Consider the following 12,195-nt stretch of genomic DNA (forward strand, 5'->3'; position numbering starts at 1 on the left):
GCTCGATCACGCAAACGTATGCGGCGGGCTTCTATCACCGTCAACGCCGCCATAGTCCCCATCCGCCGTACCGGCGAACGCCTCAGTCCGTTCCACGTTCGGATCATCGTTGATATGCGTATCCGCCACCGCCACCGCCACCGCCACCGCCACCGCCCGCCGATCGAGCAACAGAATGTTCGTTGCCTGGTAGGTGGAAACACCAAGCTTCTTGCCGATGACTGCGTAGACGAATCCGTGCGCGTTCATGCGAAGCCCGGGACAACCCGCAGTCGACCTTTGCCGTGCGCGAGCCGTTCCCGAGCCGGGCCTCGAAGACAGCGCTCGTCTTTGGCAAGGTCGGCACACATCGACCGCCGAAGCCGCGCTCGCATAGGCCCGAGAACGGGGGTGATTCTTCCGATGACGTGGAGACCGGCTACCCGCGATTCATCGCGCGCATGGAAGCAACGATCACCGCAGGAGCGACCCAGGGTCGCCTGGCCGTGCAACGCACTCGCTGCGGCAGATAATGAGTTGGGGTATGCGGCGCATACGCTCGCACGTACTGCGCGGCCGATGCTGACATAAAATGGAAAATGCTCTGTTGAAGATGAGCTGATGGCAAAAAAAAGGAGTGCCAACATGAGACGCCTTTATTTCCTCGTACCCGATACGCAGATGGCGAAGGCGATCGTCGACGACTTGCTGCGCGCGCGCATCATCTGGCGCCATATCCACGTCCTCGCCAATCACAGTGTCACGCTCGATCAGTTACCCGAAGCATCCTTGCTGCAAAGCAGCGACGTCGTGCACGCGCTCGAGCGCGGCGTCGCACTCGGCGGCGCGACGGGCGCGCTTATCGGTCTCGTCGCGCTTGTGTTCCCCCCTGCAGAGCTCGTGATTGCGGGCGGCGCCGTCGTCGCATTGACGTTGGCGGGAGCGGGCTTCGGGGCGTGGTCGGCCGCGATGATCGGCATCGCCGAGCCGAACGCGCGACTCCAGCGATTTCGTGAAGCTATCCGGGAAGGCCAGATCCTGATCATGGCCGACGTGCCGGGATTACGAGAGCAGGAAATCGAGGAGATGGTCGCCCAGCATTTTCCGAAGGCGGATCTGGAGGGCGGCGAGCCTACGACACCGATCTTCCCCTGAAACTCGAAAACCGGCATACGCAACACTCGAGGCTGTCTCCACATCGAGCGTGCTGGCGTCACGCCGGTGTGAAATCGGCATACGTCCAAGCGGGAGAATTTTCGGGGTGCTCCCGCTGCCCCCGGCACGCCGGTACAAGGGGCTGTTCCGTGACATCCCGTGCCTATTTGCGTTGCATCAAATCAGACGCCCGCAATCGCGCGGCGCCACACTCTCCGTTCCCTTTCCCGACACACCCGATGCCGAACTCCGAGCGGAACGCCGTCGTGCCACCCATCGCGCAGGGTTTTTGTACCTTGCGTTGGCACCCATATCTGCCATTCTGAATCGAATAAAGGACGTACTTTTGACGCGAGTGGCGCCTTCTGAACCTGAGTGCTGAAGCTGAACCGTCGGCAAGGAGGTCGTATGGAACTGAACATTCAATCACACCATTGGCAACGGCGCAGGCCCGACTGGCTCGCTGCTGCCGTGGCCGGTCTTGCGGGCGGCGCCCTGGTGATCGTGCTCGAATTCTTCTGGTCGACCATGGTGCTCGACGAAAGCCCGTGGCAACCGACCCACAAGATCGCGGCAATGGTGATGGGCCGCAGTGCGCTCGAACAGATGTCGGTCTTCAGCTTCGGCATCGTGGGGACGGCGCTGTTACTGCACTACGTGCTCGGCGCCATCATGGGGATGATGCTCGCCGCGATCATTGCGCCGTTCCGCTTCGATTCGAGCGTGGGCATGGAGGCCGTCATCGGGCTGGCTTTCGGGATCGTCGCGTATGTGTGGAACTTCTATGTGATGACAGCCGTGTTCCCATGGTTCATCTCGGAGCGGGGCTCCGGACCCTTGTTGGCAAACCTGTTGTTCGGTGTGGTCACCGCCGTCGTCTACGGCATGCTCGAACGGCGCAAGCAGGACGCGATGCACTGACACGCCGCTTTTTCTGCCGTGCTTAAAGATCCGGCGCCCTCGCGGGACGGCCGCCTCGACAACCGATGCGGAAGGCGGCCGTTTTGCATTGCATCGCAGCGAGCGGCTCCTCCATTCGCGCGATGTGCGTATGGCGCGCGCCGCCCCGTTGCGCTGCCTTGCACGATGCAAAGGAGAGGACTACCTTTTCTTTAGCGCCGCTTGCAACGCTTGGCGAATCGGACCTGGCAGACTGCCCGCGAAAACAACAATACGAAGTACGGCAAGGCGGCACAACGACGCCAGGAGCGCTTGTCGGCGGCTCCGGCGAGTGACACGCAGCGAGGCGGCCCATGGCCCTTGCGATTGCCCTGATCCTGATCATCGTATTGGCGGTGGGGTTTCACTTTGCCAGTCCCTGGTGGATCACGCCGATCGCGTCGAACTGGGTGCGCATGGACGACATGCTGACGATCACGCTCGTCATTACCGGCGCGTTCTTCATCGCGATCAACCTGTTCATCGTGATCGCACTGGTGCGCTACCGCCACCGCAGCGGGCATCGCGCGGCCTACGAGCCGCACAACAGGCGGCTGGAATGGTGGCTGATCGGCCTGACCGCTGTCGGCGTGGCGGCGTTGCTGGCACCGGGGCTCTTCGTCTACGCGGACTACATCCGGCCGCCGCGCAACGTGCTGCAGATGGAGGTGCTCGGCCAGCAATGGCAATGGCGCTTCCGCTTCGCCGGCCCCGGCGGCAAGCTGGGCACGACGGACGTGCGCTACATCGGCAACGACAACCCCTTCGGCCTGAACCCCGGCGACCCCAACGGCCGTGACAACTACCTGATCGAGGCGCCCGAGGTACACCTGCCGCTCAACCGGCCGATCCAGGTCCTGGCACGGTCGCGCGACGTGCTGCACGACTTCTACGTCCCGCCGTTCCGTGCGCGCATGAACATGGTGCCCGGCATGGTGACCACCTTCTGGTTCACGCCGACCAAGGCGGGGCGTTACGACATCCTGTGCGCACAGCTTTGCGGTATCGGGCACTCCGGCATGCGCGGTGTGGTGGTGGTGGAAGACGAAGCATCGTTCTCGCGCTGGCTCGCGCAGCAGACCACGTTCGCGCAGCGGCAGCAGGCCAGGGTGCAGGCAGCAGCAGCCGCTACCGGCGGCAGCGCCCAGGCGCTTGCCGACCAGGGCAAGACGCTCGCGGCGGCCAAGGGCTGCGTCGCCTGCCATACCGTGGACGGCAGTCCGCGCGTGGGCCCCACCTGGAAAGGCCTGTACGGCAAGACCGAAACGATGGCCGACGGCAGCACCGCGAAGGTGGACGAAGCCTATCTGCGCGCCTTCATCCGCGACCCGAAGGCCCGCGTCGTGAAGGGCTTCTCGCCCGTCATGCCGACCTTCGACCTGAGCGAGCAGGAACTGACCGCGCTGGTGACCTACATCAAGTCGCTGGGCGGTCCGGCCGCCAGCAGCGCAACGAATCCCTAGCGAATCCCCAGCGGAGCACGCAATGCCCTACGCGCACACCGACCACGTCCCGCAAAGCTTCTGGACCCGCTATGTCTGGAGCCAGGACCACAAGGTCATCGCCGTGCAGTATGCGCTGACGGCCATCGCCATCGGCCTGGTCGGCATGGTGTTGTCGGACCTGATGCGGCTGCAGCTCGGCTTTCCCGGCAAGTTCAGCTTCATCGACGCCAACCATTACTACCAGTTCGTCACCATGCACGGGATGATCATGGTGATCTACCTGCTGACGGCGCTGTTTCTGGGCGGCTTCGGCAACTACCTGATCCCGTTGATGCTGGGCGCGCGCGACATGGTGTTCCCGTTTCTCAACATGCTGAGCTACTGGGTCTACCTGCTGGCCGTGCTGGTGCTGACGGCGAGCTTCTTCGTGCCGGGCGGGCCGACCGGCGCGGGCTGGACGCTGTATCCGCCGCAGGCCATCCTGCCGGGCACGCCGGGCGTGGAATGGGGCATCGTGCTGATGCTCGTGTCGCTGGCGATCTTCATCGTCGCGGCAACGATGGGCGGCCTGAATTACGTCACCACCACGCTGCAGGCGCGCACCCGCGGCATGACGCTCATGCGCATGCCGCTCACGGTGTGGGGCATCTTCATCGCGACCATCATGGCGCTGCTGGCGTTTCCGGCGCTGTTCGTGTCGGCGGTGATGATGCTGCTCGACAGGATACTCGGCACCAGCTTCTTCATACCGGCCGTGGTGTCGATGGGGCAGACGCTCAAGCATGCCGGCGGCAGCCCGCTGCTGTTCCAGCACCTGTTCTGGTTCTTCGGGCATCCGGAGGTCTACATCGTCGCGCTGCCGGCCTTCGGCATCGCGTCGGACCTCATCAGCACGCACGCGCGCAAGAGCATCTTCGGCTACCGGATGATGGTGTGGGCCATCGTCGTCATCGGCGCGCTGAGCTTCGTGGTCTGGGCGCACCACATGTTCGTCGCCGGCATGAATCCGTACTTCGGCTTCTTCTTTGCCACGACCACGCTCATCATCGCCATCCCGACCGCGCTCAAGGTCTACAACTGGGTGCTGACGCTGTGGCGCGGCGATATCCACCTGACCGTGCCGATGCTGTTCGCCATCGGCTTCATCAGCACCTTCGTGCTGGGTGGGCTGACCGGGCTCTATCTCGGCAACGTGAGCGTGGACATTCCGCTGTCGAACACGTATTTCGTGGTGGCGCACTTCCATATGGTGATGGCCGTGTCGCCGATCCTGGTGGTGTTCGGCGGCATCTACCACTGGTATCCGAAGGTGACGGGCCGCATGCTGAACGATACGCTCGGGCGCGCGCACTTCTGGATCACCTTCGTCGGCACCTATGCGATCTACTTCCCGATGCACTATCTCGGCGTCCTGGGCATGCCGCGGCGGTATTACGCGTACGAGGGCTACAGCTTCATTCCCCATTCGGCGCAGACGCTCAACACGTTCATCACCGTCGTTGCGCTGATCGTTGCGGCGGCGCAGCTGCTGTTCCTGTACAACCTGGCATGGAGCCTCGTGCGCGGCAAGCGCGCCGACGGCAACCCGTGGCGGGCCACCACGCTCGAATGGCAGACGCCGCAAACGCCGCCCGTGCACGGCAACTGGGGCGCCGCGCTGCCCGTCGTCTACCGCTGGGCTTACGAATACAGCCCGCCGGGGCACAAGGAAGACTTCGTCCCGCAAAACCAGCCGCCTGCGACGGCGCCCGAGCCGGCGGCCCATCCGACGCTTCAACCCGGAGAGGCACGCGAATGACCACACTGCCCCGCCCTTACGTTCCCGACGCGCCACCGGTCCTGCCGAATGCGAGCCGCATCGGCCTGATGGTCTTCATGGCGGTGGCGACGACCTTGTTTTCGCTGCTGCTGCTCGCTTATGGCATGCGCATGCGCGAGCCCGACTGGCAGCCGATCCCGCATCCGGCGCTGCTGTGGTGGAACACCGGTGCGCTGGTGCTGGCAAGCGTCGCCATGCAGCGTGCCCGGCAGCTGACCTTGCACCGCGTCGCGTGGCTCGCGTCCGGCGGCGTGCTGGCGGCCGTGTTCGTGATCGGGCAACTGATCGCCTGGCGCATGCTGTCGGAAGCCGGGCAGACCGTCACCGTCAATCCTTCCAACAGCTTCCTCTACCTGCTCACCGGCCTGCACGGATTGCATGTGCTGGGCGGGCTGGCGGCCTGGGCCGTGACGATCGCGCGTCTCCGGCACGCGGACCCGTTCCGGGCCCAGCGCGCCATCGCGCTGTGCGCGATCTACTGGCATTTCCTGCTGGCTGTCTGGCTCGTGCTGCTGGCGGCGATGTGGTGGCTCACCCCTGCGTTCGTCGCGGCCATCTGCGGGCCGCTGTATGGAGCCGCGCCATGACCGCACCCACGCTTCCCACCGAATCCGCCGACACCCCGCCCACCGACGCCGGGCCCGACGGCTGGCGCGGCATCGTCACCGACTGGTCGGCCGACCGCGAAGCCTTCAAGGTGCCGTGGGGCAAGGCGATGATGTGGATCTTCCTGCTGTCGGACACCTTCGTCTTCAGCAGCTTCCTGATCGGCTACATGTCGGTGCGCATGTCGACCACGGTGCCGTGGCCCGATCCCTCCAAGGTGTTCGGGCTCACGGTGGGCGGCGTGGACGTGCCGTTGCTGCTGATCGCCATCATGACGTTCACGCTGATCACCAGCAGCGGCACCATGGCGATGGCCGTCAACTTCGGCTACCGGCGCAACGCCAGGCGCGCCGCCGCCCTGTTGCTGGCCACCGCGCTGCTGGGCGCGACCTTCGTGTCGATGCAGGCCTTCGAATGGACCAAGCTGATCGTCCATGAAGGGATCCGCCCGTGGGGCAACCCGCTGGGCGCGGCGCAGTTTGGCGCGTGCTTCTTCATGATCACCGGGTTCCACGGCTTTCACGTGACCTGCGGCGTGATCTACCTGCTGCTGATCGCGCGCAAGATCCTGCAGCCGGGGTTTACCGAGCACGGCAACTTCCAGATCGTCGAGATTGCCGGCTTGTACTGGCACTTCGTCGACCTGGTGTGGGTGTTCATCTTCGCGCTGTTCTATTTGTGGTGAGGCACGCCATGGACCACACCGATCCCGCCGATCGACCCGACGCCGCGCACGGCCAGCAGCATCCGATCGGCCTTTACCTGAAGATCTGGGGCCTGCTGTTCGTGCTGAGCACGTTGTCGTACATGGTGGATTACTTCCACGTGCAGGGCCTGCTGCGCTGGGTGCTGATCGTCGTGCTCATGATCGCCAAGGCCGGGCTGATCGTATCGATTTTCATGCACATGATGTGGGAGCGGCTGGCGCTGGTGTACGCCATCCTGATACCGCCCCTGTGCCTGCTGGTGCTGATGGTGCTGATGGCGGCCGAAGCGCATCACACGTTCGGCATGCGGGAGCTCTTCTTCCACTGATCCCTTCGCCGCCCGTTCGTCACGCGACGAGCGCTTCGCACATGAAGGAGGACGCCATGAAATTTTCACGCCGACGTTTTATTGCAACCACCACCGTTCTGGCATCCGCGCTGACATTTGGACGCCGCGCGGCGGCGGCAGATGCCGGTGCCGTTCAGGAATCCGATGCAAATGCCCAGGCTCTCGGTTACAAGACCGATGCAAGCCGGGTCGACCACGCGAAGTTCCCTCAATTCCAGGCGGGCCAGGCTTGTGCGAGCTGCCAGTTCTTCCAGGGCAAGACCGGTGCCGCGATGGCGCCGTGCACCATTTTCAGCGGCAAGCAGGTCAATGCCAAAGGCTGGTGCAGCGCCTATGCGAAAAAGGCGTAGCAGCGGCGGCGTGGCGGCCGTGCTGCCGGCGGCCTGAAACGGCATCGGCGTGCCAAAGTGGAATTGCGTCTCAGGTGCGCGTTGGAGCGGCCGCTCGCCGATGCGTCTCGAGCGGCAGCAACCGGCCGGGTACCGACAAACGTGGGGGATGGCCGCAGCCCGCCCCCACGAGCGCCGATCGATCAGGCAGAAGCACTCCGATTGGCCTCGATCACCGTCAACGCCGCCATATTCACGATCCGCCGCACCGTCGAGCTCGAAGTGAGGATGTTCACCGGCGCGTTGACTCCGAGCAGGAACGGCCCCACCGCCACATTGCTGCCCGCCTCGGTCTTGAGCAGGTTGTACGCAATGTTCCCCGCATCGACGTTCGGACAAACGAGCAGATTGGCCGCGCCCTTGAGCGGCGACATCGGCAGCAGCCGCGACCGCAGCCCTTCATCGAGCGCACAGTCGCCGTGCATCTCGCCATCCGCCTCGATATCAGGCGCCTGCTCCCGGACGATCTCCAGCGCCCGGCGCATCTTCACACCCGAAGCCGCGCTGCCTGACCCGAAGTTCGAGCGCGACAGCAACGCGGCCTTCGGCGTCAGGTTCAGCCACTCCATCTGCCGGGCCGCGGCAATCGTGAATTCCGCGATCTGCTCGGCATCGGGGTTATCGTTCACGTGCGTATCCACCAGCGCCACCGTCCGCTGGTCGAGCAACAGAATGTTCATCGCCGCATAGGTGGACGCACCGGGCTTCTTGCCGATCACTTCGTCGACGAACCGCAGGTGATTGTGATACTCGCCAACCGTCCCGCAGATCATCCCGTCCGCATCGCCGAGCCGCACCATCATCGCGCCGATCAGGGTCAGGCGACGCCGCATTTCGACGCGCGCCATCTCCTTCGAAATACCGTCCCGGCAGCGCAGTTCCCAATACGTCGTCCAGTATTGCGGGAACCGCTCGTCATATTCCGGATTGGTCACCTCGACATCCTGACCGAGCCGAATACGCAGGCCAAACCGCTCGATCCGAGCCAGCAGCACCTCCGGACGCCCCACCAGGATCGGACGCGCCAGCTTCTCGTCGACGATCACCTGCACGGCGCGAAGCACGCGCTCGTCTTCGCCTTCGGTGAAGACGATCCGTGCCTTGCCGCCGTCACGCACAAGCTGACGCGCCGTCGCGAACAGCGGCTTCATGAACGCGCCGGAGTGGTAGACGAATTGCTGCAGTTGCTCGACATACGCGTCGAGATCCGTCAGCGGGCGCGTCGCCACGCCGCCTTCCATCGCCGCCCTGGCCACGGCCGGCGCGATACGCACGATCAGGCGCGGATCGAACGGCTTCGGAATCAGGTATTGCGGGCCGAAGGCCACGTCGTACGCACCATAGGCCGCCGCCACGACTTCGTTCTGCTCTTCCTCGGCGAGCCCCGCAATCGCGTGAACGGCGGCGATTTCCATTTCGCGGGTGATCGTCGTCGCGCCCACGTCCAGTGCGCCGCGGAAAATGTACGGGAAACAGAGGACGTTGTTGACCTGGTTCGGGTAGTCCGAGCGGCCCGTCGCGATGACGACATCGTCGCGCGTCGCATGCGCCAGTTCCGGGAAGATCTCCGGCGTCGGGTTGGCCAGCGCGAGAATCAGCGGACGCGCCGCCATCTGCTTCAGCATCTCCGCGCTCAGAATGCCGCCGACCGACAGGCCGAGGAACACGTCTGCGCCGCCGATGACTTCGGACAGCTTGCGCGCATCGGTTTCCTGCGCGAAGCGCGACTTTGCCGGGTCCATCAGCGTGGTACGGCCGCGATAGACGACGCCTTCGATGTCGGTCACCCAGATGTTTTCGACCGGCAACCCGAGGTCGACCAGCAGGTCCAGGCAGGCCAGCGCGGCCGCACCGGCCCCCGACGTCACGACCTTCACCTCCGAAATCGACTTCCCGACGACCTTCAGCCCGTTGATGAACGCGGCCGATACGGTGATGGCGGTGCCGTGCTGATCGTCGTGGAAGACGGGAATCTTCATGCGTTCGCGCAGTTTCTGCTCGACCGTGAAGCACTCCGGCGCCTTGATGTCCTCGAGATTGATGCCGCCGAACGTGGGTTCGAGGCCGGCGATGATGTCGACCAGCTTGTCCGGATCGGTCTCGTTGATCTCGATGTCGAAGACGTCGATCCCGGCGAACTTCTTGAACAGGACGGCCTTGCCTTCCATGACCGGCTTCGATGCGAGCGGGCCGATGTTGCCCAGACCGAGCACTGCGGTGCCGTTGGTGATCACGCCCACCAGGTTGCCGCGGCTCGTGAAGCGGTGCGCCTGCAGCGGATCGGCCGCGATCGACTCGCACACGCCTGCCACGCCCGGCGTATAGGCCAGCGCGAGATCGCGCTGGGTCACGAGCGGCTTGCTGGCGACGACCGAGATCTTCCCCGGGGTCGGAAACTCGTGATAGTCGAACGCTGCCTGCTGCTGTGTCTCTGTCTGTTTCATGTTTTTCGGTCCGGGCACGGGCGCCAGGCCAGTCCCGGCGCGATCCATGGAGGTGATTCTAGGGATCAGCCATAAGGAGATGATTCTGTTTTAATATCGGTCCATCACTTTTTCATGATGAATGCATGACCAGTCAATGACTTTTGACGCAAACGACGTGGTCAGGCGGCTGGGCGCTCGTCTGAAGATTCGGCATCTGGTGCTGTTGTTGCAGATCCAGCAGCACGGGTCGCTGACGCGCGTCGCGGAGCACATGGCCAGCAGCCAGCCCGCCGTGACGAACGCTCTGTCCGAGCTGGAGAGCATGTTCGGCACGCCGCTGTTCGAGCGCTCGTCGCGCGGCATGCGGCCGACCGCGCTCGGCGCGGTCGTGCTCGAACGGGCGAAGGCGATGATCAAGGATCTCGACCACCTCGCCCGCGAGATGGAGGCCGTCGCCGCCGGGCATGCGGCCCACCTGCACATCGGCGTGATTCCGTTCATTTCCGGCCAGATGCTGTCGGCGGCGCTGAAGCGGCTGCAAGCGCGCATGGAACGGCGCCTGACCGTGACGATCCACGAAGGCACCAGCGATCAGCTGCTGCTGCAGCTCAAGGACCACAGCGTCGACATCGTGATCGGGCGGGCGTCGTCGGCGGTCGATCTGGGCCGGGTTTCCTTCGAGGTGCTGTACCAGCAGCAGCCGCGCATGATCGCGAGCCGCCGTCTTGCCGCGAAACTGGCCCGCACGACGCTGGACTGGAACAAGCTGCACGCGCTCGACTGGATTCTCGGCGCGCCGCATACGCCGATGCGGGAGCAGGTGACCGACCTGTTTCTGTCGGCCGGCATCCCGCCGCCTGTTCCGATCGTCGAAAGCTACTCGTCCAAGCTGATCGGCGAGATGATCGCGTCGAGCGACGAGGCCGTGTCGATCGTGCCGGCCGATATCGCGGAGGAACTGGTGCGGATTGCCGGCGTGGCGATCGTGCCTTACTCGCTGGTGTGGACGCTTCCGCCGATTGCGCTGTTTACCCGCTCCGCCGACGCGCGCTCGCCGGCGCGGGATTTGCTCGTCGAGGCGCTACGGGAGGTGTGTAAGGAGACGTATGGGGAAGCGCGGAGATGAGGTCAAGATCACGCCGAGCGTCTTGCAGGTCCAGCGCATGCCCTCTCCCTCCCTGATTCATTAAATTCCGCAGATTGTCGACGATGCGGCCGCCGCCGTCGAACGGATGGTTGCGGCCAACTACGTGCGGCAATCTGGCCAGGCATGTACGAAACGCCTGTCGGCGTTCCGATCGAAGCTAGTCAGCCGGTTTCTCGTACAGTGACCAGACACAGCCGTCTGATTTCAGTCCTGCGCGGATAAAACCGAGCGACTCGTAGTACGCACATAGCTTCGTGTTTTCGGTGGCGCAGTCGAGTCGAACAAGGCGTCGGTTCAAACCGCTCACCTTGAGAGCGCACCAATCAAGCATGAAGCTGCCGAGCCCGAGCCCGTTAAAGCCTTGCCGCACACACAGCCCATGCACATAACCGGCGATCGGCTCTTGAGGCCCCCAGTGTTTGTCATCGTCCAGACCGAACGAAAACGTTCCGGCCGGCGTGCCATCCAGTTCGACGACATACACTTCTTTTTCGGAGACGTTGTTTCGCACCCATCGCTCGGAAAAACCGTCACCGTCCTTGCCCCACGCGTAGTCACCGTGCGCAACCTTCTTCGCGTACGCGTCGTTCCGGATCTGTGTAAGAGCCGGCACATCGTCTGCCGTCGCTCTGCGGACGCCTTTTGAGGTCATCGCTCGTCTCTCCGTTGAATCTTCATTTCGTGCTCAAACGCCGCTATCGCGCACGTCTGCATTCGCGATGGCAACGGCGCGGCGATCTTACGAAGCCGTCCCCTGAAACCAACGCGAACACGGCCCCGAGTAAATGAGTACGGTTGCAATCGCATTGGCGAAAAAGGCCACTTCGAACAGGTTCACATTGAATGGCAATGCCATCGCGAGAAAGGCAACTGTCGTGACAAGCGTGAGCAGCAATTCCAGCATTCGCGCCAGCTTTTGTCGCTGGCAGAGGCCCACGATCAGGCTGGCGTTCAGGAAAAGCCAGAAAGCCTGAATCATCACGACCGCGACGAGCCCTTGACGCATGTCGGTCAACTTCGCCGCGGGTACTTCGTCAATCTGACTGAAACCGATAATCAGGAGCATGACGGCATAACCAACCTCAATGAGCCAGACAACGGTGAAGAGCGCGATGGCGTGACGGATCTGCGGAGGTGCGTCGGCGCGAAACGCCGGCATAGCCTTCAACTTGCTTATTAACATCGTCTTATCGGGTAGCCAGTGGCCCCCGCCCCGGAATTTGTTTGTCTCTTC

Annotated in this window: 13 protein-coding genes; 9 read left to right on the plus strand and 4 right to left on the minus strand. The window is 63.7% G+C overall.

Going from position 1 to position 12,195, the window contains the following annotated elements:
* Window positions 1-6 precede the first annotated feature (6 nt).
* Window positions 7-249, minus strand: coding sequence for a hypothetical protein (locus tag ACM6JT_RS14465; protein WP_414856716.1), 243 nt, complete (start codon window positions 247-249; stop codon window positions 7-9).
* A 375-nt stretch (window positions 250-624) separates the two neighbouring features.
* On the opposite strand from ACM6JT_RS14465, the gene ACM6JT_RS14470 reads away from it, so the two are divergent.
* The 8 genes from ACM6JT_RS14470 to ACM6JT_RS14505 all read left to right on the plus strand — a co-directional run bounded on the left by ACM6JT_RS14470 (window position 625) and on the right by ACM6JT_RS14505 (window position 7,349).
* Window positions 625-1,134 (plus strand): hypothetical protein, encoded by a 510-nt coding sequence (locus ACM6JT_RS14470; RefSeq protein ID WP_034181997.1) that lies wholly within the window; start codon window positions 625-627, stop codon window positions 1,132-1,134.
* A 408-nt stretch (window positions 1,135-1,542) separates the two neighbouring features.
* The gene (locus ACM6JT_RS14475) at window positions 1,543-2,055 is read left to right on the plus strand and encodes a hypothetical protein (RefSeq protein ID WP_034181996.1); all 513 of its coding nucleotides are present in this window, start codon (window positions 1,543-1,545) and stop codon (window positions 2,053-2,055) included.
* Between the two features lie 332 nt (window positions 2,056-2,387).
* Window positions 2,388-3,536, plus strand: a complete 1,149-nt coding sequence (locus ACM6JT_RS14480; protein WP_105389768.1) for a c-type cytochrome — start codon at window positions 2,388-2,390, stop codon at window positions 3,534-3,536.
* Window positions 3,537-3,558: 22 nt separating this feature from the next.
* Entirely contained in the window at window positions 3,559-5,316 is a 1,758-nt protein-coding gene (gene ctaD, locus ACM6JT_RS14485) for a cytochrome c oxidase subunit I (protein ID WP_131947810.1), read from the plus strand.
* Window positions 5,313-5,924, plus strand: a complete 612-nt coding sequence (locus tag ACM6JT_RS14490; RefSeq protein ID WP_175746683.1) for a cytochrome c oxidase subunit 3 — start codon at window positions 5,313-5,315, stop codon at window positions 5,922-5,924. The genes ctaD and ACM6JT_RS14490 overlap by 4 nt, the downstream gene beginning before the upstream one ends.
* Window positions 5,921-6,628: a heme-copper oxidase subunit III family protein gene (locus ACM6JT_RS14495; protein ID WP_034181992.1), complete on the plus strand. Its 708-nt coding sequence runs from the start codon at window positions 5,921-5,923 to the stop codon at window positions 6,626-6,628. Before ACM6JT_RS14490 ends, ACM6JT_RS14495 begins: the two co-directional genes overlap by 4 nt.
* A gap of 8 nt (window positions 6,629-6,636) precedes the next feature.
* On the plus strand, window positions 6,637-6,978 hold the full coding sequence (locus tag ACM6JT_RS14500; protein ID WP_034181991.1) for a cytochrome C oxidase subunit IV family protein: 342 nt from the start codon (window positions 6,637-6,639) through the stop codon (window positions 6,976-6,978).
* A 56-nt stretch (window positions 6,979-7,034) separates the two neighbouring features.
* Window positions 7,035-7,349: a high-potential iron-sulfur protein gene (locus ACM6JT_RS14505; RefSeq protein ID WP_105389802.1), complete on the plus strand. Its 315-nt coding sequence runs from the start codon at window positions 7,035-7,037 to the stop codon at window positions 7,347-7,349.
* A 182-nt stretch (window positions 7,350-7,531) separates the two neighbouring features.
* On the opposite strand, the gene ACM6JT_RS14510 is transcribed toward ACM6JT_RS14505, so the two are convergent.
* Window positions 7,532-9,832 carry an NADP-dependent malic enzyme gene (locus tag ACM6JT_RS14510; protein WP_034181990.1) on the minus strand — a complete coding sequence of 767 codons (2,301 nt, stop codon included), beginning with the start codon at window positions 9,830-9,832 and terminating at the stop codon, window positions 7,532-7,534.
* A gap of 136 nt (window positions 9,833-9,968) precedes the next feature.
* On the opposite strand from ACM6JT_RS14510, the gene ACM6JT_RS14515 reads away from it, so the two are divergent.
* On the plus strand, window positions 9,969-10,940 hold the full coding sequence (locus tag ACM6JT_RS14515; RefSeq protein ID WP_034181989.1) for a LysR substrate-binding domain-containing protein: 972 nt from the start codon (window positions 9,969-9,971) through the stop codon (window positions 10,938-10,940).
* Between the two features lie 178 nt (window positions 10,941-11,118).
* On the opposite strand, the gene ACM6JT_RS14520 is transcribed toward ACM6JT_RS14515, so the two are convergent.
* The gene (locus tag ACM6JT_RS14520) at window positions 11,119-11,613 is read right to left on the minus strand and encodes a GNAT family N-acetyltransferase (protein WP_414856717.1); all 495 of its coding nucleotides are present in this window, start codon (window positions 11,611-11,613) and stop codon (window positions 11,119-11,121) included.
* Window positions 11,614-11,700: 87 nt separating this feature from the next.
* A complete protein-coding gene (locus ACM6JT_RS14525; RefSeq protein ID WP_034181987.1) occupies window positions 11,701-12,144 on the minus strand; it encodes a hypothetical protein in 444 nt (147 codons plus the stop codon).
* Window positions 12,145-12,195 lie beyond the last annotated feature (51 nt).

Origin of the sequence: Burkholderia sp. IT-111MI5, assembly GCF_949752865.1 — a bacterium.
Classification (GTDB): domain Bacteria; phylum Pseudomonadota; class Gammaproteobacteria; order Burkholderiales; family Burkholderiaceae; genus Burkholderia; species Burkholderia pyrrocinia_C.

Bases quoted from the DNA above. Each gene is read 5' to 3' on its own strand.
- ACM6JT_RS14520 (WP_414856717.1), bottom strand. From the start codon at position 11,613: ATGACCTCAAAAGGCGTCCGCAGAGCGACGGCAGACGATGTGCCGGCT.
- ACM6JT_RS14480 (WP_105389768.1), top strand. From the start codon at position 2,388: ATGGCCCTTGCGATTGCCCTGATCCTGATCATCGTATTGGCGGTGGGG.
- ACM6JT_RS14470 (WP_034181997.1), top strand. From the start codon at position 625: ATGAGACGCCTTTATTTCCTCGTACCCGATACGCAGATGGCGAAGGCG.
- ACM6JT_RS14490 (WP_175746683.1), top strand. From the start codon at position 5,313: ATGACCACACTGCCCCGCCCTTACGTTCCCGACGCGCCACCGGTCCTG.
- ctaD (WP_131947810.1), top strand. From the start codon at position 3,559: ATGCCCTACGCGCACACCGACCACGTCCCGCAAAGCTTCTGGACCCGC.
- ACM6JT_RS14495 (WP_034181992.1), top strand. From the start codon at position 5,921: ATGACCGCACCCACGCTTCCCACCGAATCCGCCGACACCCCGCCCACC.
- ACM6JT_RS14475 (WP_034181996.1), top strand. From the start codon at position 1,543: ATGGAACTGAACATTCAATCACACCATTGGCAACGGCGCAGGCCCGAC.
- ACM6JT_RS14465 (WP_414856716.1), bottom strand. From the start codon at position 249: ATGAACGCGCACGGATTCGTCTACGCAGTCATCGGCAAGAAGCTTGGT.
- ACM6JT_RS14515 (WP_034181989.1), top strand. From the start codon at position 9,969: ATGACTTTTGACGCAAACGACGTGGTCAGGCGGCTGGGCGCTCGTCTG.
- ACM6JT_RS14505 (WP_105389802.1), top strand. From the start codon at position 7,035: ATGAAATTTTCACGCCGACGTTTTATTGCAACCACCACCGTTCTGGCA.
- ACM6JT_RS14510 (WP_034181990.1), bottom strand. From the start codon at position 9,832: ATGAAACAGACAGAGACACAGCAGCAGGCAGCGTTCGACTATCACGAG.
- ACM6JT_RS14500 (WP_034181991.1), top strand. From the start codon at position 6,637: ATGGACCACACCGATCCCGCCGATCGACCCGACGCCGCGCACGGCCAG.
- ACM6JT_RS14525 (WP_034181987.1), bottom strand. From the start codon at position 12,144: ATGTTAATAAGCAAGTTGAAGGCTATGCCGGCGTTTCGCGCCGACGCA.